Origin of the sequence: Streptomyces sp. KL116D (assembly GCF_030766975.1) — a bacterium.
Taxonomy (GTDB): Bacteria; Actinomycetota; Actinomycetes; order Streptomycetales; family Streptomycetaceae; genus Streptomyces; species Streptomyces longispororuber_A.
Map to the genome: position 1 here is coordinate 1 of NZ_JASERH010000102.1, position 18723 is coordinate 18723.

Genomic DNA, 18723 nt, shown 5'->3' on the forward strand with positions numbered 1-18723 from the left:
CGTCCGGGCCGCTGGTGGCCGCGGCCGGAGCGCTGGTGGCCGCGGCTGGAGCGCTGGCGCGGCACCCCGCACGCCGTCGACCTGGCCACCGCCGGCGGCTGCTTCGCCCTGATGAGCCTGGACATCCCGGGCCTGGCCAGGGCGGACAACTCCCTCAACGGCACGATGGCCACGATCGTCCTCGCCCTCGGCGCCGCGACGCTGCTGGTGCGCCGCCGGGTGCCGTGGGGCCCCTGGCTCCCGTACGCGGTCGCCCTCGTGTTCCTGGGCTGGCTGCACGAGCTGACCCTGATCCAGTTCGCGCTGTACTCCGTGGCTCGCTACCGGAGCCGTACGGCGGGTGTCCTGGCGTGCGCCGGCTACCTCGTGGTGTGCGGCGTCTCGTACGCGCTGCCGGACTGGCCGGCCCACCGCGGCGAGACGGTCAGCCAGTTCCTCGGCCTGGTGGTGCCGGTCGGCGTGCTCGCCACCGGCGTCGGTATCGCCGCGAACCGGCGCGACCTCGTCCAGGCGCTGGAGCGCCAGCGCACCGAGACCGCGCTGCTCCAGGCCGTGCAGGAGGAGCGCAGCAGCGTCGCGGGGGACGTGCACGACTTCGTGGGCCGCGAGCTGACCATGCTCGCGGTGCGCGCGGAGGTGCTGTCGCGGCGGGCCCGCGGCGAGCCCTGGGAGCGGGACTTCGACGAGCTGTCGGAGACGGCCCGCCGGGCGCACCTGCTGCTGAACGAGATCGTCGTGCGCCGCGGCAGCGGAGGCGGCGCCCCGACCCCCGGCCTGGCGGCCCTGCCCCGGCTCGCGCGGGAGAGCGGCGGCGCGGGCAACGAGGTGCGGGTGCACGTCGACGCCGCCGCCCACGACCAGTCCCCGCTGCGCCAGGCCGCCGTCTACCGCGTCGTCCAGGAGTGCCTGACGAACGCGGCCAAGCACGCCCCCGGGCAGCCGGTCGAGGTCACGGTCGGGCTGACCGCGGACCGCCTCCGCGTCACGGTCTCCAACCCCCTCCCGGACACCGCCCCCGCCCTCGCCCCGGTCTCCGCGGGGACCGGCACGGCGGGGATGGCGGAGCGGGTGCACGCGATGGGCGGCACGTTCCGGGCGGGCGAGCGGGACGGCACGTACGAGGTGGAGGCGGAACTGCCGAGGTCCGGCGGCAGGTGAACCGGGACCCTCGCGGGCCCTCGGTGAGCGGACTACGCGGCGGTCAGCATCCGCTGCAGGTCGTCGAACTCGTCCACGCACTTCCCGCAGCCGAGCGCGACGCTGTCCAGCGGATCGTCCGCGACGAACACCGGGATCCCGGTGGCGGACGCCATCCGCAGGTCGAGGCCCGGCAGCAGCGCGCCGCCACCGGTCAGCACGATCCCGTGCTCCATGACGTCGCCCGACAGTTCCGGCGGGCACTCCTCCAGCGTCGCCCGCACCGCCGAGATGATCGCCTCGACCGGCTCGTCGAGGGCGGCCCGCACCTCGCGCACCGTCAGCTCGACGGTCTTCGGCAGCCCCGCGACCTTCTCCCGGCCCCGCACGGTGAACGACCGCATCTCGAAGGCGTCCTCGCCCGGCACGGGCCACGCGGACCCGATCGCGACCTTCACGTGCTCGGCGGTCCGCTCCCCGATCAGCAGCCCGTGCTCCTTGCGCACGAAGTCGGTGATCGCCTCGTCGAGCCGGTCGCCGCCCACCCGCAGCGACTGCGACGTGACGACGCCGCCCAGCGAGATGACGGCCACCTCGCTCGTGCCGCCGCCGATGTCCACGACCATCGACCCGCGCGGCTCCGCCACCGGGAGCCCCGCCCCGATCGCCGCCGCCATCGGCTCCTCGATCAGGTGCACGGCCCGGGCCCCGGACCGCTGGGCGGCGTGCACGATGGCGCGCCGCTCGACCGGGGTGACGCCGCTGGGCACGCAGACGACCATCCGGGTGCGGGGCCGCCGGCCCGGCACGGCCTTGCGCACGAAGTGCCGGATCATCTCCTCGGCCGCCTCGTAGTCGCTGATGACGCCGTCGCGCAGCGGCCGGATCGCGGTGATCGACCCCGGGGTCCGCCCGATGGTCTCCTTCGCCTCGCTGCCCACGGCGAGCACGCCGCCCCGGCCGCCCTCCTTGACGGCCACGACCGACGGCTCGTTCAGCACGATGCCCTGACCGCGCACGTAGAGAAGGGTGTTGGCGGTGCCGAGATCGATGCCTATGTCCATGATCGCCAAGTTTGCAGGGCGATGCTGTGATCCGGGGGGCCCAAGGTCCCGAAACGGACGGGTCCAAGGTCCTGAACCGGCCCGGCGGGTGGTGTCCGCGCCGCTGTCGGTGCGGCTCCGTAGACTGGCGTACGTGAGTGACCTCCCCCCGCGCGACAGCAGCGACGACCACGCCCCCTTCGACGACGACGGCGCAGACGCCTTCGAGGAGATCGTGGGTGCCGAGACGACCCGCGATCCCGACCTCGCGGTGATCGAGGCGGGCAGCCGCACCCTGCGCACGCAGGGCGGGGCGCCGCAGGGCGACGGCATCCCGGCGCGCCCGCAGGACCCGGAGGTGGTGAAGGCGCTGCGCGAGGTGGAGGCCGACCTCGCCACGCGCTGGGGCGAGACGAAGCTGGAGCCGTCCGTCGCCCGCATCGCGGCCCTGATGGACGTCCTGGGCGAGCCGCAGAAGGCGTACCCCTCGATCCACATCACGGGGACGAACGGGAAGACGTCCACGGCCCGCATGATCGAGGCGCTCCTCGGCGCCTTCGAGCTGCGCACCGGGCGGTACACGTCGCCGCACGTCCAGTCGATCACCGAGCGCATCAGTCTGGACGGCGCGCCGATCGAGCACGAGCGTTTCGTCGAGACGTACAACGACATCAAGCCGTACGTCGAGATGGTCGACGCCCAGCAGGAGTTCCGGCTCTCGTTCTTCGAGGTGCTGACCGGCATGGCGTACGCGGCCTTCGCCGACGCCCCGGTCGACGTGGCGGTCGTCGAGGTCGGCATGGGCGGCAGCTGGGACGCGACGAACGTGATCGACGGGTCGGTCGCGGTCATCACCCCCATCGACCTCGACCACACCGACCGGCTCGGTTCCACGCCCGGCGAGATCGCGGGCGAGAAGTCCGGGATCATCAAGCAGGGCGCCACGGTGATCATGGCGCAGCAGCCGGTCGACGCGGCGCAGGTGATCCTGAAGAAGGCCGTCGAGACGGACGCGACCGTGGCCCGCGAGGGCCTGGAGTTCGGCGTCGTCTCGCGCCAGGTCGCCGTCGGCGGCCAGCTCATGACGCTGCGCGGCCTGGGCGGTGAGTACGAGGAGGTCTTCCTCCCGCTGCACGGCGCGCACCAGGCGCACAACGCGGCGGTGGCGCTCGCCGCGGTCGAGGCGTTCTTCGGCGTCGGCGCGGAGCGGGTGGAGCCGCTCGACATCGACACGGTCCGCAAGGCGTTCGCCGCGGCCACCTCGCCCGGCCGCCTCGAAGTGATCCGCCGGTCGCCCACCGTCGTCCTGGACGCCGCGCACAACCCGGCGGGTGCCCGGGTCACCGCCGAGGCGATCAGCGAGGTCTTCGACTTCAGCCGGCTCATCGGCGTCGTCGGCGCGAGCGCCGACAAGAACGTGCGGGGGGTGCTGGAGGCCTTCGAGCCGATCTTCGCCGAGGTCGTCGTCACGCAGAACTCCAGCCACCGCGCCATGGACGCCGACGAGCTGGCGGGCATCGCCGTCGAGGTCTTCGGCGAGGACCGGGTGCAGGTCGAGCCGCGGCTCGACGACGCGCTGGAGGCCGCGATCACGCTCGCCGAGGAAGAGGGCGAGTTCGCGGGCGGGGGTGTGCTCGTCACCGGATCCGTGATCACGGTCGGCGAGGCCAGGCTGTTGCTGGGGAAGGGCTGATCGCTGTGCGTACGTTGTGTTCCTCGACCCTGATCGGGGAGTTCTTCATCATCGGCTTCGCCGGTCTCGTGGCGATGAAGGACCCCGACCTGTCGAGCGGTGTGGTGTGGACGGTGTGCGGCATCGCGATGCTGCTGAGTGTGCTGCTGTGCGGGATGGTGACGCGGCCGGGCGGGGTCCAGCTGGGCTGGGCGCTGCAGGGTGCGCTCGTCGTGAGCGGGTTCTTCGTGCCGCTCATGTTCTTCCTGGGGGCGTGCTTCGCGGCGCTGTGGTGGGCCTCGGTGCACTTCGGGCGCAAGGTCGACGAGGCGAAGGCCCGCTGGGCGGAGCAGGGGTCGAGCGCCGCCTGAGGGTGGGCGCGTTTGCCGGCTGCGGGCCGGTGGGGCGCCTCACGCAGTCCCCCACACCCCTGAGCGTCTGCCGTGTGGCGGCCGGCTCTCCGACTGCGGCTCTCGTCGTGGCCGCTCGCGCAGTTCCCCGCGCCCCTGGGTGTGTGCCGTGTGGCGGCTGGTTCTTCGTCCGCGGGTCTCGTCGTGGTTGCTCGCGCAGTTCCCCGCGCCCCTGGGTGTGTGCCGGGTGGCGGCCGGTTCTCCGAGCTCGGGTCTCGTCGTGGTTGCTCGCGCAGTTCCCCGCGCCCCTGAAGGCGTGCGCTGACGCGCAGCCTTCCCCCGTCGGGGAGAGGCCGCCCGAAGGGCGTGCCTCTCGGGGGCGCGGGGAACTGCGCGACCAGCCACGATGCACCCGCAGTCCGCGACGAAGGCCCCGCTCGGCAGACGCAGTCGGCCTTTCAGGGGCGCGGGGAACTGCGCGAGAAGCCCCACCGGCCCGCACCTCGCGACGAACGCCCCGCTCGGCAGACGCAGTCGGTCTTTCAGGGGCGCGGGGAACTGCGCAGACCCCCAGAACCTCGCCCCTACGGCGAGTGGCCCCGGTGACCCCCTGTAACCTCAGGGACCCGCACACCTAGGCCGCACAAGGAGTCCAGCCAAAATGACCCAGCGCACGCTCGTCCTGCTCAAGCCCGACGCCGTCCGCCGCGGCCTGATCGGCGAGATCATCGGCCGCATCGAGCGCAAGGCCGGCTGGACGATCAGCGCGCTCGAACTGCGCGGCCTGAGCCAGGAGACGCTGGAGCAGCACTACGGCGAGCACCAGGGCAAGCCGTTCTACGAGCCGCTGGTGGCGTTCATGTCGTCCGGCCCGGTCGTCGCCCTGGTCGTCGAGGGCGAGCGCGTCATCGAGGGCGTCCGCCAGCTCGCCGGCCCGACCGACCCGATCGCCGCCGCCCCCGGCAGCATCCGCGGCGACTTCGGCGTCATCGTCCGCGAGAACCTGATCCACGCCTCGGACTCCGAGGAGTCGGCCGAGCGCGAGCTGAAGATCTTCTTCCCCGGCCTGGCCTGACTTTCTTTTCTGACGCCACGTCAGTCACGGACGGCGACCGACCAGGGGCGGCCCGAGAAATGGGGCCGCTCTTTGGCATATGCGCCCCGATTGGGGGAACGGGACCCTCCGTCGGCACGTCCCCATTAGCGGGGCGGGGATTCATCTGCTGACAATGGCGAAGACCCTCGCGCCGTGATCGTGCAGGCGAGACTACGATGGGAAGCCTCCACGCCACACGCGTCCACCTCTCGCCTACCTGACAAGCAATCAGACGCTCCACTTGGGAAGGCCAGACGAATCCTGATGGGGAACTCAATGTCGTTCATCGGCCGTGACATGGCTGTCGACCTCGGGACCGCCAACACGCTGGTGTACGTCAGGGGTCGCGGGATCGTACTCAACGAGCCGTCCGTGGTCGCGATCAACACCAACACCGGTGGCATTCTCGCGGTCGGTGCCGAAGCCAAGAAGATGATCGGGCGGACCCCCGGCAACATCGTTGCCGTGCGTCCCCTGAAGGACGGCGTGATCGCCGACTTCGAGATCACCGAGCGCATGCTCCGCTACTTCATCCTGAAGATCCACAAGCGGCGCTACCTCGCTCGGCCTCGTGTGGTGGTGTGCGTGCCGTCCGGCATCACGGGAGTCGAGCGCCGCGCGGTCATCGAGGCCTCCTCGCAGGCCGGTGCCCGCCAGGTGCACATCATCGAGGAGCCCATGGCCGCGGCCATCGGTTCCGGCCTCCCGGTCCACGAGGCCACCGGAAACATGGTGGTCGACATCGGCGGCGGCACCACCGAGGTCGCGGTGATCTCGCTCGGCGGAATCGTCACGGCGCAGTCCATCCGCGTCGCGGGCGACGAGCTGGACAACGCGATCATTCAGCACATCAAGAAGGAGTACTCGCTGCTTCTTGGTGAGCGGACCGCAGAACAGATCAAGATCACGATCGGCTCCGCGTACGACCTCGACTCCGACGAGCACACCGAGATCCGAGGCCGGGACCTGGTGTCCGGTCTCCCGAAGACCGTCGTCATCTCGGCGGCCGAAGTCCGCAAGGCGATCGAGGAACCGGTCAACGCGATCGTCGACGCCGTCAAGACCACCCTCGACAAGTGCCCGCCCGAGCTCTCCGGTGACGTGATGGACCGCGGCATCGTGCTCACCGGCGGCGGTGCGCTGCTGCGCGGCCTCGACGAGCGGCTGCGCCGCGAGACGGGCATGCCGATCCACATCGCGGAGGACCCGCTGGACTCCGTGGCGCTCGGCTCCGGCAAGTGCGTCGAGGAGTTCGAGGCGCTCCAGCAGGTGCTGGACGCCCAGCCGCGCAGATGAGATGACGCGAGAACGTCCGCCGTACGAGTGCCTGCCACTTCGTGCGGCGGATCGTTGATATAGAGGCACAGCACGAGAAATCCTCCGTACCCAGCTCTGCACCAAGCTCCACACGAAGCTCCGCAGTAACGATTGAGGAAGGCACGGCCGCCGCACGTGAGGGACACACGAGAGAGCCGGCTGCTCCTGGTGCTGCTGATCGCCATCGCGTTCGCACTGATCACGGTGGACATCCGCGGCGGCGAGGACTCGCCGGTCGACGGTGCCCGACAGGCCGCCGCGACGGTCTTCGGCCCGGTGGAGGACGGCGTCTCGGGCGCCGTCGACCCGATCGGCAACGCCATAAGCGCGGTCCGCGACTCCGGCAAGCGGCACGACCGCATCGGCCAGCTGGAGCGGGAGAACGCCGCGCTGAAGGCCAAGCTCGGCAGTGACGACCGCAACCAGAGCAAGATCCGCCAGCTCGACACCATGCTGAAGACGGCGGGCGCCGGCCAGTACGGCATCAAGGGCGCCCAGGTCATCGCCATAGGGTCCGCCCAGGGCTTCTCCTGGACCGTCACCATCGACGCCGGGGCCAGCGACGGTCTCAAGCGCGACATGACCGTCCTGAACGGGCAGGGGCTCGTCGGCCGCGTCACGACCGTCGGCCCGAACACCGCGACGGTCCTGCTCGCCAACGACCCCGACTTCACCGTCGGCACCCGCATGGAGAAGACCGACGAGCTCGGCTTCGCCTCCGGCCAGGGCGACCGGCCGCTGCGCGTCCAGCTGCTCAACGGCAAGGCGAAGGTCAAGAAGGGCGACCGGCTCGTCACGTTCGGCTCGCAGGCCGACAAGCCGTTCGTACCCGGCGTCCCGGTCGGCAAGGTCGTCCGCGTCGACCCGTCCGGCGGCGACCTGACCCGCACCATCTACGTCGAGCCGTACGTCGGCTTCACCAAGCTGGACATCGTCGGCGTCGTCGTCCAGGCCCCGCGCACCGACCCGCGCGACGAGGTCCTGCCGGCCAAGCCCGCCAAGCCGAAGCCCGCGCCGACCGTGACGGTCACCGCCACGCCGTCCGCGCCCGCCGGCGGCGGTGCCGACAACGGCTACGAGCAGTAGCAGGAGGAGCAAGAAACCATGCGCTTCAACCGAATGCTGCTCTCCACCACCCTCGTCGTCGTCGCCCTGGTCATCCAGGTCTGCGTCCTCGCGAGGCTCCAGCTCCCCGGCGCCGTACCGGACCTGCTGCTGCTGACCGTCCTCGGCCTGGCCCTGGTCTACGGCCACGTGGGCGGCGCCCTCATCGGCTTCGGCGCGGGCCTGCTCGCCGACCTCGCCCCGCCCGCCGACCACGCCGCCGGGCGCTACGCGCTGGTCCTGTGCGTCATCGGCTACCTGGCCGGACTCGCCAAGCCCGACAACGGGCAGCTGCGCTCCGCCGCGGGACCGATGCTCGTGGTCGTCGCCGCCGCCGTCGGCACGACCCTGCTGTACGCCGGCGTGGGCGCGCTCGTCGGCGACACCGCCGCCCGCCACGTGGGCCTCGGCAGCCTCCTGTTCACCGCCGCGCTCTACGACCTGCTGCTCGCGCCGTTCGTCGTGCCCGGCGTGATGGCCCTCGCCAGACGCGCCGAGAACGATCCGCTGGCCGACAGCTCCGGCGGCTCGGCCAAGGCCACCGACGTCTCCGCCGGCTGGCTCTCCGCCGGCACGGGCCTGCGCATCGGCAACCAGCGCAGCGGACTGCGGATGAAGTCGATCAAGGCCCGCACCGCCCGCGCGGGGCGGATCAAGGGGGTCAAGCGCCTGTGAGCACACGGCAGTTGACGCACAGCTTCGGCGTGTACAAGTACGCGTACCCGTACTCGTTCACGTACTGAGAGGGGGAGTACAGCACCGTGACCAACATCCCCGAGACCGGCCGGACCCCACGGGTCCAGATCCGCCTCATCGTCCTCCAGATCCTCGTCCTCTCCCTGCTGCTCACGCTCGGCGGCCGGCTCTGGTACCTCCAGATCCGCAACGGCGACGAGTACGCCAAGGAGGCCTCGGGCAACCACGTGCAGCAGGTCGTCACCCCCGCCGTGCGCGGCTCGATCCTCGACGCCCGCGGCGTGCCCATCGCGGACAACGAGACCCGGCTCGTGGTCTCCGCCTCCCGCACCGACCTGATGAAGATGGAGGACGACGGCAAGGGCGTCCTCACCAAGCTCGCCGACGTCCTCGGGATGCCGGCCAAGGAGGTCGAGGAGAAGGTCCGGCTGTGCGACGCCAAGACGCCGCAGCCCTGCTGGAACGGCTCGCCGTACCAGCCCATCCCGATCACCGACGAGGCCACCCCCAAGCAGGCGCTGCAGATCCGCGAGCGCGGCGAGGACTTCCCCGGCATCACCGCCGAACCCACCGCCGTCCGCCGCTACGCGGGCCCCGGCAACTCCAACACCGCGCAGGTCCTCGGCTACCTCTCCCCGGTCACCGACGCGGAGATCGAGAAGGCCAAGGACACCGAGTCGCCCTACCTGCGCTCCGACCAGGTCGGCCGCAGCGGCCTGGAGCGCACCTACGACCAGCAGCTGCGCGGCAAGGCCGGCGTCACCCGCTACGAGGTCGACAACCTCGGCCGGGTCATCGGCCGCGCCAAGAGCGACAAGGCCGAGCCCGGGGCGAACGTCGTCACGTCGATAGACGCACGCGTCCAGTCCGTCGCCGAGTACGAGCTCAACGAGGCGATGAAGGCCGCCCGCCACGAGTTCGACAAGAACACCAACGAGAACTACAAGGCCGACTCCGGCGCCGTCGTCGTCATGGAGGCCAAGACCGGCCGCGTCGTCGCCATGGCGTCCAACCCGTCGTACGACCCGAACGCCTGGGTCGGCGGCATCTCCGGCAAGGACTACGCCAAGCTCACCGGCAAGAACTCCAACTACCCGCTGCTCAACCGCGCCATCCAGGGCCAGGCGGCCCCCGGCTCGATCTTCAAGGTCGTCCCGACGACGGCCGCGGTCAACGCGGGCTACCCCTTCAACGGCAACTACGACTGCTCCAGCTCGTACTCGATCGGCAGCCAGGTCTTCAAGAACTTCGAGTCCAAGGGCTACGGGCCGATCTCGCTCGGCCGCGCCCTGGAGGTCTCCTGCGACACCGTCTTCTACCGCCTCGCCCACGAGGAGTGGAAGAAGGACGGCGGCCTCAAGGGCCACAAGGACACCCAGGACTGGTTCTACAAGACCGCCAAGCAGTTCGGCCTCGGCAAGGAGACCGGCATCGACCTCCCCAACGAGGTCACCGGCCGGATCCCCGACCGCCAGTGGAAGCAGCGGTTCTGGAAGGCCAACAAGGACGCCTGGTGCAAGGCCGGCAAGAAGGACGGCGACTACGTCCAGCGGCTCAGCTACGAGAACTGCCTCGAAGGCAACCTGATGCGCGCCGGTGACGCGGTCAACTACTCCATCGGCCAGGGCGACACCCTCGTCACCCCCATCCAGATGGCGTCCATCTACGCGGCGATCTCCAACGGCGGCACGCTGCACGCCCCCGAGGTCGGCAAGGCCATCGTCAGCGCCGACGGCAAGCAGGTCCAGGAGATCGAGCCGAAGGTGAACGGCAAGCTCCCGATGACCGCCAAGACGCGCGACGAGATAGACGGAGCACTGGCGGGAGTGGCGACCCGCGGTACGGCGGCCTGGCGCTTCGGCGGCTGGCCCCAGGACAAGATCCCGATGCACGCCAAGACCGGTACGGCGGAGGTCTACGGCAAGCAGACGACGTCCTGGTTCGCGACGTACACCAAGGACTACTCGATCGTCATGACGATCTCCCAGGGTGGTACGGGTTCCGGCGCGTCGGGACCGGCGGTCCGCAAGATCTACGACGCCATCTACGGCCTCGACAGCAGCGGCAAGCAGGACCTGAAGAAGGCACTGCTGCCCGAGCCGCAGAAGGCGCTGCCGAAGATCGAGTCGGACGGTTCGATCGACTCCCCGAAGATCAAGCCGTACGAGCCGAACAAGGAAGAGCCGCCCGCACAGCAGGAGTTGGCGGCCGGGCTGCCCACCTCCACGTTCACCAGGAGGGACTGACCGACGATGGCCGGCACCAATGGCTTCTCCGTCTCCGGGTACGGGCCCCAGCAGCGCTCCACCATGTCCCGGCTCATGGCCCGCGACTCGGTGGTGCGCCGGCTCGACTGGCCGATACTGCTGTCGGCGGTCGCCCTGTCGATGATCGGCGCGGCGCTCGTCTACTCGGCGACCCGCAACCGGACCGAGCTCAACCAGGGCGACCCGTACTACTTCCTGTTCCGGCACCTGCTGAACACCGGCATCGGGTTCGCGCTGATGATCGGCACGATCTGGCTCGGGCACCGCACGCTGCGGACGGCCGTCCCGATCCTCTACGGCATCTCCGTCTTCCTGGTGCTGCTCGTCCTCACCCCGCTCGGCGCCACCGTGAACGGCGCGCACGCCTGGATCATCATCGGCGGCGGCTTCTCGCTGCAGCCCTCCGAGTTCGTGAAGATCACGATCATCCTGGGCATGGCGATGCTGCTCGCGGCGCGGGTCGACGCCGGTGACCGGGAGTTCCCCGACCACCGGACCGTCCTGCAGGCGCTCGGCCTCGCCGCCGTCCCGATGATGGTCGTCATGCTGATGCCGGACCTCGGGTCCGTCATGGTCATGGTGATGATCGTGCTCGGCGTGCTGCTCTCGTCGGGCGCGTCCAACCGGTGGGTGCTCGGACTCATCGGCGTCGGCGCGGCGGGCGCGGTCGCCGTGTGGCAGCTGGGCGTCCTCGACGACTACCAGATCGCCCGGTTCGCGGCGTTCGCCAACCCCGCGCTCGACCCGGCGGGCGTCGGCTACAACACCAACCAGGCGCGCATCGCGATCGGCTCGGGCGGCCTGACCGGCTCCGGACTCTTCCACGGCTCGCAGACCACCGGACAGTTCGTGCCCGAGCAGCAGACCGACTTCGTGTTCACGGTGGCCGGCGAGGAGCTGGGCTTCGTGGGCGCGGGCGCGATCGTGCTGCTCCTCGGCATCCTGCTGTGGCGGGCCTGCCGGATCGCGCGCGAGACGACGGAGCTGTACGGCACGATCGTCGCCGCCGGGATCATCGCCTGGTTCGCGTTCCAGGCGTTCGAGAACATCGGGATGACGCTCGGCATCATGCCGGTCGCCGGCCTGCCCCTCCCCTTCGTCTCCTACGGAGGGTCGTCGATGTTCGCCGTGTGGGTGGCGGTGGGGCTGTTGCAGTCCATCCGGGTGCAGCGCCCCATGTCCGCGTAGGCGAATCAAGCCCAGCCCCTGCGGCGACCGGGCAGCGGGGTCCGGGGCGGAGCCCGTGGCCTTGGCGGCAGTCCTGGTGGCGTCTAGATTCAGGCTATGGCGGAGACCAAGCGCGAGATCGAGCGGAAGTACGACGCCCCTGCCGAGCCCTTCCGGCTGCCCGACCTGCGCAAGGTCCCGGGAGTCTCGGACGTCATCGACAAAGGCGTCATGGAACTCGACGCCGTGTACTACGACACCGACGACCAGCGCCTCGCCGCCGACGGGATCACCCTGCGGCGGCGCACCGGCGGCGACGACGCGGGCTGGCACCTGAAGCTGCCCGTCGCCCTCGCCGAGGGCGTCAGGGACGAGGTGCGGGCCCCGCTCTCGCCCGACGTGCCACGCACCCTCGCCGGACTCACCCGCTCCCGGGTCCGCGCGGCCGAACTCGTCCCCGTCGTACGGCTCCTGTCCTCGCGCGACGTCTCCCATCTGACCGGCGCCGACGGCGCGCTGCTCGCCGAGGTGAGCGTGGACGCCGTCCGCGCCGAGCGGGCCGACGGGGCGCAGCCCGTCGCCTGGACCGAGATCGAGGTCGAGCTGGCGGACGGCGGCGACCCGGAGTTCCTCGGCAAGGTCGAGAAGCGGCTCCGCAAGGCCGGCATCGAGCGGTCGGGCTCCGCGTCGAAGCTGGCGCGCGCCCTGGACGCGACCGGGTCGGGCCGGCGCGCGAAGAAGCCCGCGGGCCCGGCGGACCCCGTCACCGCGGGCGACCACGTCCTCGCCCACCTCAGGGCCCAGCGCGACCTCCTGGTCGAGCTCGACCCGGCCGTCCGCCGCGACCTGCCGGACTCCGTGCACCAGATGCGGGTGGCCACGCGGCGGATGCGCAGCGCGTTCAAGACGTACAAGAAGGTGCTCGACCCGGCCGTCACCGGACCGGTCGGCGAGGAGCTGAAGTGGCTCGCCGGGGAGCTGGGCGTCGACCGGGACCGCGAAGTGATGACCGAGCGGCTCACCGGACGCATCGAGGAACTGCCCCGCACCCTGCTGCTCGGGCCCGTCCGCGGCCGGCTGCGGATCTGGGCGGTGGCCACGCGGCAGGGCTCGCGCCGGCACACGGTCGCCGTGCTCGACGGCAAGCGGTACCTGGCCCTGCTCGACGGCCTCGACGCGCTGCTCGCCGACCCGCCCCTCAAGGCGGCCGCCGACCGCCCCGCCGCCGACGTGCTCACCAAGGCCGCCCTCAAGGACCACGCCCGCCTCGCCGCCCGGGTCGAGCACGCCCTGTCCCTGCCCCCGGGCCCCGACCGCGACCTCGCCCTGCACGAGGCCCGCAAGACCGCCAAGCGCGCCCGGTACGCCGGGGAGGCGGCCGTCCCCGCCCTGGGCAAGCAGGCCAAGAATTTCGCCAAGCGGATGAAGGCCGTCCAGAGCGTGCTCGGTGACCACCAGGACTCCGTCGTCGCCCGCGAGGTCCTGCGGGACCTCGCGATCCAGGCGCACGCGGCGGGCGAGACCGCGTTCACCTGGGGCCTGCTGTACGGGCAGGAACAGGCGGCCGCGGCGGACCGGGAGCGGGAGCTGCCGGGAGTCTGGGAAAGCGCGGCGGAACCGGAGCTTTCGGCGGGTTAGGCTTGAGGGTCACCCCTGTCAGCTCACAAAGGTCCACGGTTATGCCTGCCGAAGCCGCCGCCGCGGCGTCCCAAGCGGTCGAGTCTGTGTTTCCGCAGCTCGAAGCGCTGCTCCCGCATGTGCAGAAGCCGATCCAGTACGTCGGCGGAGAGCTCAACTCCACGGTCAAGCCGTGGGAGTCCTGCGACGTGCGCTGGGCGCTCATGTACCCCGACGCCTACGAGGTCGGCCTGCCCAACCAGGGCGTCATGATCCTCTACGAGGTGCTGAACGAGCGCGAGGGCGTCCTCGCCGAGCGCACGTACAGCGTCTGGCCCGACCTCGAAGCGCTGATGCGCGAGCACCGGGTCCCGCAGTTCACGGTCGACTCGCACCGTCCGGTGAAGGCCTTCGACGTCTTCGGGCTGAGCTTCTCCACCGAGCTCGGCTACACGAACATGCTGACCGCGCTGGACCTGGCCGGGATCCCGCTGGAGTCCAAGAACCGCACGGTCGACGACCCGATCGTCCTCGCGGGCGGCCACGCGGCCTTCAACCCGGAGCCGATCGCGGACTTCATCGACGCCGCGGTGATCGGTGACGGCGAGCAGGCCGTGCTCGACATGACCGAGATCATCCGCGCGTGGAAGGCCGAGGGCCGTCCCGGCGGACGCGAGGAGGTCCTCTTCCGCCTCGCGAGGACCGGGAACATCTACGTCCCGGGCTTCTACGACGTCGAGTACCTGCCCGACGGCCGCATCGGCCGCGTCGTGCCGAACAAGTCGGGCGTGCCGTGGCGCGTCTCCAAGCACACCGTCATGGACCTCGACGAGTGGCCGTACCCGAAGCAGCCCCTGGTGCCGCTCGCGGAGACCGTCCACGAGCGGATGTCCGTGGAGATCTTCCGCGGCTGCACCCGCGGCTGCCGCTTCTGCCAGGCCGGCATGATCACGCGCCCCGTGCGGGAGCGAAGCATCACCGGCATCGGCGAGATGGTGGAGAAGGGCCTCAAGGCGACCGGCTTCGAGGAGGTCGGTCTGCTGTCCCTGTCGAGCGCCGACCACACCGAGATCGGTGAGATCGCGAAGGGGCTGGCCGACCGCTACGAGGAGGACAAGATCGGTCTGTCCCTCCCGTCGACCCGCGTGGACGCCTTCAACGTCGACCTCGCCAACGAGCTGACCCGCAACGGCCGCCGCTCCGGCCTCACCTTCGCCCCCGAGGGCGGCAGTGAGCGCATGCGCAAGGTCATCAACAAGATGGTCAGCGAAGAGGATCTGATCCGGACCGTCGCCACCGCGTACGGCAACGGCTGGCGTCAGGTGAAGCTGTACTTCATGTGCGGCCTGCCGACCGAGACGGACGACGACGTCCTGCAGATCGCCGACATGGCGATGAACGTGATCCAGAAGGGCCGCGAGGTCTCCGGGTCGAACGACATCCGCTGCACGGTCTCCATCGGTGGCTTCGTCCCGAAGCCGCACACCCCGTTCCAGTGGGCGCCGCAGCTGAGCGCCGAGGAGACGGACGCGCGCCTGACCAAGCTGCGCGACAAGATCCGCGGCGACAAGAAGTACGGCCGCTCCATCGGCTTCCGCTACCACGACGGCAAGCCCGGCATCGTCGAGGGCCTGCTCTCCCGCGGTGACCGCCGCATCGGCGACGTCATCCGCGCCGTCTACGAGGACGGCGGCCGCTTCGACGGCTGGCGCGAGCACTTCAGCTACGACCGCTGGATGGAGTGCGCCGCCAAGACGCTGCCCGCCCACGGCGTGGACGTCGACTGGTACACGACGCGTGAGCGCACGTACGAGGAGGTCCTGCCCTGGGACCACCTGGACTCCGGTCTCGACAAGGACTGGCTCTGGGAGGACTGGCAGGACTCGCTCGACGAGACCGAGGTCGAGGACTGCCGCTGGACGCCGTGCTTCGACTGCGGCGTCTGCCCGGCGATGGACACGAACATCCAGATCGGCCCGACGGGCAAGAAGCTGCTGCCGCTGACGGTCGTCAAGTAGCGCACGCGCACAGCGAGAAGGGGCGGCCGGTCGAGAACGACCGGCCGCCCCTTTCGTGTCCCGCCGCGCGGCTACTTGCTCGCGGCGAAGCGCATCAGGGCGTGTTCGTCGCCCTGCTTGATCTTGCCCGGCGTGTTGATGACCTCGAGCTTCCAGCTGGAGCCCACCCGCATGGCCTTCGCCACCGCGCAGCCGTTGTCGGCGCTGAGCAGGCTCGGCCAGATGTCGGCGACCTGCTGGCTGCTGCCGCCCGTGGCGTCGTACACCTTGAAGCTGATGTTCCGGGCCTTCTGGAACGAGCTGCCCTTCTTGTACGCCGCGGCGATGAACACGATCGACGTGATGTTGCCCGGGATCCGGGCGAACTCGACGGTGACCGTCTCGTCGTCGCCCTCGCCCTTGCCCGTCTGGTTGTCACCGCTGTGCACCAGCGAGCCGTTGCCCATCGGGTCCAGCGAGTCCAGGCCCGCCAGCCGTACCGGGTCCCCGCCGGCCATCGCGATGGCGATCAGGTCGAGGTCCGTGCCCTGCTTGCGGCGCAGCGAGCCGAGCACCCCGCCGCTGCTCCCGGAAGTGGGGTCCCAGGACACCCCGATGGACAGGTGCGTGACGCCGTCCAGGTCCGCCGGGCCGTCTTCCTTGGTGAGCGTGATCATGCGTGAATCTCCCCCTTCTTTCGAGCTGCGGTGCGCAGACTGCCCGAACATACGACGTTTGTGTTCAGGCAGGCTACGCCGGGGTCGTGGGAACAAGCTGGGCGCGGTCCGCATCCACCGGGCCGCCGCGGGCGTCTGAGAAGGCATGGACCTGGAGAAGCCGTCCCCCGCGCCCGTGGCGCCCGCCGCACCCGCAGCCCCGCCCGAGGGCTGTCTGGTCGCGGCGATCCGCATGCCGGTGCGGATCGTGGTGTTCGTCGTCGTGGTGCCGGTGCGCCTCGTGTGGGACGCCCTCGTCGCGGGCGGCCGCCTCCTGAGCGAGAAGGTGCTCGTGCCGCTGGCCCGGGGGATCGGATGGCTGCTGTACGGGCTGCTGGTGTGGCCGTTCGTGGCGCTGTGGCGGTACGTACTGGCCCCGGCCGGACGGGTGTTGATCGTCGTCCCGGCCCGGTGGCTGTACGCGCGGGTGCTCACCCCGATCGGCCGTGCGCTCGCCGTTGTGGGCGGGGCGGCCGGCCTCGGCCTGGCCTGGCTCGGCCGGGCCCTGTTCGTGTGGCCGTGGGTGGCGCTGTGGCAGTACGTCCTCGTGCCGGTGGGCCATGGACTCGCGTGGCTGGCACGGCAGTTGGGGGCCGGGCTCGAAGCGGTGGGGCACGGGATCGGATGGCTGCTGCGCGTGCTGCTCGTCGTCCCCGCGGTGTGGCTGTACACGTATCTGCTCACCCCCGTCGGCCGGGCGATCGCCGCGCTGTGCACCGGAGTCGGGATCGCGGTGGCCTGGCTGGCGCGCGTCCTCGTCGCCGTGCCCGCGGTGTGGCTGTACGCCCACGTGCTGACGCCGCTCGTCCGGTGGCTCGTCGTGCTGCCGGTGCTCGCCGTGTGGCGCTGGGTCCTGGTGCCGGTGGGCCGGGCGCTCGTCGTGCTCGTCCGGGAGGCCGGGGAGGCCCTGGGGCACGCGTGGCGGGTGGCGGGGTACGTGTCGCTCGCCGTCGGCCGGTTCCTCGGCCGGCTGCTGCGGTGGGTCTTCGTGGACCCGGTCCTGTGGGTGTACCGCACCGTGCTCACCCCGGTCGGGCACGCCGTACGCGACCAGGTGTGGCGGCCCGTCGCCCGGGCGACGCGGCAGGCCCTCACCGCGGCCCGCGACACGTTCCGGCAGGCCCGCGCCGACTTGCGGCGCGCCCTGTTCGGCTCGCCCCGGCAGCCGGAACCGCTGGTCAGGGGCCAGCGGGAACCGGGCGCGGCCGAGGCACGTACTCTAGGTAGCAGTACGACCGCTCTCACGAAGACCGCATTCATTAAGGATTAGGACACTGGGCAAGCGACAGCCCGTAGGCCCGCCGCCCGCACCCGCGGTGCAGCGCATCCGACTGCGCTACACCAAGCGCGGCCGCCTCCGGTTCACCAGCCACCGTGACTTCCAGCGCGCCTTCGAGCGTGCGCTGCGCCGCGCCGAGGTGCCCATGGCGTACTCGGCGGGGTTCACGCCGCACCCGAAGGTGTCGTACGCCAATGCCGCACCCACCGGCACCGGCAGTGAGGCCGAGTACCTGGAGATCGCGCTCACCGCGCAGCGCGACCCCGAGAAGCTCCGTGCCCTGCTCGACGAGTCGATGCCCGTCGGGCTCGACATCGTCGAGGCCGTCGAGGCCCGCACCTCGGGCCTGGCCGACCGGCTCACCGCCTCCGTGTGGGAGCTGAGGCTCGACGGAGTGACGGTCGAGGACGCCTCGCGCGCCGCGGAGGCGTTCCGCGCCGCCGAGACCGTGGAAGTCCAGCGCCGCACGAAGAACGGGATGCGGACGTTCGACGCCCGCGAGGCCGTCGTCAGCCTGGAAGCGGCGGAAGCCACCTCCGATGTTCCGGCTGATAGGCCCAGCGACAAGGCCTGTGCGATACTGCGCCTGGTTGTTCGGCACGTGACGCCTGCCGTTCGACCCGACGACGTCCTGTCCGGTCTTCGCGCCGTGGCCGACCTGGCGCCGCCGGTCCCCGCAGCGGTGACCAGGCTGGCGCAGGGGCTTTTCGATGAAGAGACCGGCACGGTGACCGACCCGCTCGCGCCCGACCGCGAGGCAGTCCAGGCCGCTCCCCACCCGGGGGCCGCAGGATCTGCCGCCGCGAAGGTGCCTGCCGTGGAAGGTTCCGCGTAAGGCGGTCGTCGTAGCGCCGCCCTTGTACTCGGGAGCCACCTGGGTCGGGCAGCGCACCCACCCAAGGACTTTCGCCAGGCCGTACGTACATCGCGTACCGGAACCGGCGAGAACAGACAGAAGAGCCCCCGTGCGGCGCCCGCGCCCCGGACCGGCGGCACCGCGCCCGACACACGGCGCGTGAGCCGCAGACGTCACCGGTCACGGACCAGGCGCGGCGCCCGGGGGCCTGACGGGAGATCCACCCGCATGCCCGAGCCGACCGAACCCACCACCCCTGAGCTGGACAGCCCCAGCGACACGCTGCCCCCGCGCCGTCGGCGCCGGGCCGCGTCGCGCCCCGCGGGCCCGCCGGTGGCGAACGCCGCCGTGGAGGCCACGCCGGCCATACCGGCCGCCGATGTGACCGATCCGGCCGTCGAGGCCGAGG

16 protein-coding genes are annotated in these 18723 nt (G+C 71.1%); 14 read left to right on the forward strand and 2 right to left on the reverse strand.

The window, feature by feature from the left end:
- The first annotated feature begins 45 nt into the window (after window positions 1-45).
- Window positions 46-1158 (forward strand): sensor histidine kinase, encoded by a 1113-nt coding sequence (locus RBJ77_RS40115; protein ID WP_372349488.1) that lies wholly within the window; start codon window positions 46-48, stop codon window positions 1156-1158.
- 32 nt (window positions 1159-1190) lie between these two features.
- Here RBJ77_RS40115 and RBJ77_RS40120 read toward each other — a convergent pair whose 3' ends face one another.
- On the reverse strand, window positions 1191-2201 hold the full coding sequence (locus RBJ77_RS40120) for a rod shape-determining protein (protein WP_372349479.1): 1011 nt from the start codon (window positions 2199-2201) through the stop codon (window positions 1191-1193).
- 133 nt (window positions 2202-2334) lie between these two features.
- On the opposite strand from RBJ77_RS40120, the gene RBJ77_RS40125 reads away from it, so the two are divergent.
- The 10 genes from RBJ77_RS40125 (at window position 2335) to RBJ77_RS40170 (ending at window position 15484) form a co-directional block, all read left to right on the forward strand.
- The gene (locus RBJ77_RS40125) at window positions 2335-3873 is read left to right on the forward strand and encodes a folylpolyglutamate synthase/dihydrofolate synthase family protein (RefSeq protein ID WP_372349480.1); all 1539 of its coding nucleotides are present in this window, start codon (window positions 2335-2337) and stop codon (window positions 3871-3873) included.
- Window positions 3874-3878: 5 nt separating this feature from the next.
- The gene (locus tag RBJ77_RS40130) at window positions 3879-4223 is read left to right on the forward strand and encodes a DUF4233 domain-containing protein (protein WP_255971540.1); all 345 of its coding nucleotides are present in this window, start codon (window positions 3879-3881) and stop codon (window positions 4221-4223) included.
- 640 nt (window positions 4224-4863) lie between these two features.
- Window positions 4864-5277: a nucleoside-diphosphate kinase gene (gene ndk / locus RBJ77_RS40135; RefSeq protein WP_255971538.1), complete on the forward strand. Its 414-nt coding sequence runs from the start codon at window positions 4864-4866 to the stop codon at window positions 5275-5277.
- A 297-nt stretch (window positions 5278-5574) separates the two neighbouring features.
- Entirely contained in the window at window positions 5575-6594 is a 1020-nt protein-coding gene (locus tag RBJ77_RS40140; protein WP_059131610.1) for a rod shape-determining protein, read from the forward strand.
- Between the two features lie 156 nt (window positions 6595-6750).
- A complete protein-coding gene (mreC, locus tag RBJ77_RS40145; RefSeq protein ID WP_372349481.1) occupies window positions 6751-7701 on the forward strand; it encodes a rod shape-determining protein MreC in 951 nt (316 codons plus the stop codon).
- A gap of 18 nt (window positions 7702-7719) precedes the next feature.
- On the forward strand, window positions 7720-8394 hold the full coding sequence (mreD, locus tag RBJ77_RS40150; protein WP_255971527.1) for a rod shape-determining protein MreD: 675 nt from the start codon (window positions 7720-7722) through the stop codon (window positions 8392-8394).
- Between the two features lie 86 nt (window positions 8395-8480).
- Window positions 8481-10661: a penicillin-binding protein 2 gene (mrdA, locus tag RBJ77_RS40155; protein WP_372349482.1), complete on the forward strand. Its 2181-nt coding sequence runs from the start codon at window positions 8481-8483 to the stop codon at window positions 10659-10661.
- Between the two features lie 6 nt (window positions 10662-10667).
- Window positions 10668-11870 (forward strand): rod shape-determining protein RodA, encoded by a 1203-nt coding sequence (gene rodA, locus RBJ77_RS40160; protein ID WP_372349483.1) that lies wholly within the window; start codon window positions 10668-10670, stop codon window positions 11868-11870.
- Between the two features lie 96 nt (window positions 11871-11966).
- Window positions 11967-13487 carry a CHAD domain-containing protein gene (locus tag RBJ77_RS40165; protein ID WP_372349484.1) on the forward strand — a complete coding sequence of 507 codons (1521 nt, stop codon included), beginning with the start codon at window positions 11967-11969 and terminating at the stop codon, window positions 13485-13487.
- 41 nt (window positions 13488-13528) lie between these two features.
- Entirely contained in the window at window positions 13529-15484 is a 1956-nt protein-coding gene (locus RBJ77_RS40170; RefSeq protein ID WP_372349485.1) for a TIGR03960 family B12-binding radical SAM protein, read from the forward strand.
- A gap of 71 nt (window positions 15485-15555) precedes the next feature.
- On the opposite strand, the gene RBJ77_RS40175 is transcribed toward RBJ77_RS40170, so the two are convergent.
- Window positions 15556-16140: a TerD family protein gene (locus tag RBJ77_RS40175; RefSeq protein ID WP_255971517.1), complete on the reverse strand. Its 585-nt coding sequence runs from the start codon at window positions 16138-16140 to the stop codon at window positions 15556-15558.
- Window positions 16141-16285: 145 nt separating this feature from the next.
- Between RBJ77_RS40175 and RBJ77_RS40180 the strand changes: the two genes are divergently transcribed.
- The 3 genes from RBJ77_RS40180 to RBJ77_RS40190 all read left to right on the forward strand — a co-directional run.
- Window positions 16286-17449 carry a hypothetical protein gene (locus RBJ77_RS40180; protein WP_372349486.1) on the forward strand — a complete coding sequence of 388 codons (1164 nt, stop codon included), beginning with the start codon at window positions 16286-16288 and terminating at the stop codon, window positions 17447-17449.
- Between the two features lie 46 nt (window positions 17450-17495).
- Complete coding sequence (locus tag RBJ77_RS40185; RefSeq protein ID WP_255971513.1) at window positions 17496-18293, forward strand: TIGR03936 family radical SAM-associated protein; 798 nt, start codon at window positions 17496-17498, stop codon at window positions 18291-18293.
- A 249-nt stretch (window positions 18294-18542) separates the two neighbouring features.
- Window positions 18543-18723: hypothetical protein (locus RBJ77_RS40190; RefSeq protein WP_372349487.1), on the forward strand; the 181-nt coding region annotated here is incomplete at its 3' end.

Coding starts and splice junctions, on each gene's coding strand:
- rodA (WP_372349483.1), top strand. CDS start 10,668: ATGGCCGGCACCAATGGCTTCTCCGTCTCCGGGTACGGGCCCCAGCAG.
- RBJ77_RS40120 (WP_372349479.1), bottom strand. CDS start 2,201: ATGGACATAGGCATCGATCTCGGCACCGCCAACACCCTTCTCTACGTG.
- mreD (WP_255971527.1), top strand. CDS start 7,720: ATGCGCTTCAACCGAATGCTGCTCTCCACCACCCTCGTCGTCGTCGCC.
- RBJ77_RS40175 (WP_255971517.1), bottom strand. CDS start 16,140: ATGATCACGCTCACCAAGGAAGACGGCCCGGCGGACCTGGACGGCGTC.
- RBJ77_RS40165 (WP_372349484.1), top strand. CDS start 11,967: ATGGCGGAGACCAAGCGCGAGATCGAGCGGAAGTACGACGCCCCTGCC.
- RBJ77_RS40180 (WP_372349486.1), top strand. CDS start 16,286: ATGGACCTGGAGAAGCCGTCCCCCGCGCCCGTGGCGCCCGCCGCACCC.
- RBJ77_RS40140 (WP_059131610.1), top strand. CDS start 5,575: ATGTCGTTCATCGGCCGTGACATGGCTGTCGACCTCGGGACCGCCAAC.
- RBJ77_RS40170 (WP_372349485.1), top strand. CDS start 13,529: ATGCCTGCCGAAGCCGCCGCCGCGGCGTCCCAAGCGGTCGAGTCTGTG.
- ndk (WP_255971538.1), top strand. CDS start 4,864: ATGACCCAGCGCACGCTCGTCCTGCTCAAGCCCGACGCCGTCCGCCGC.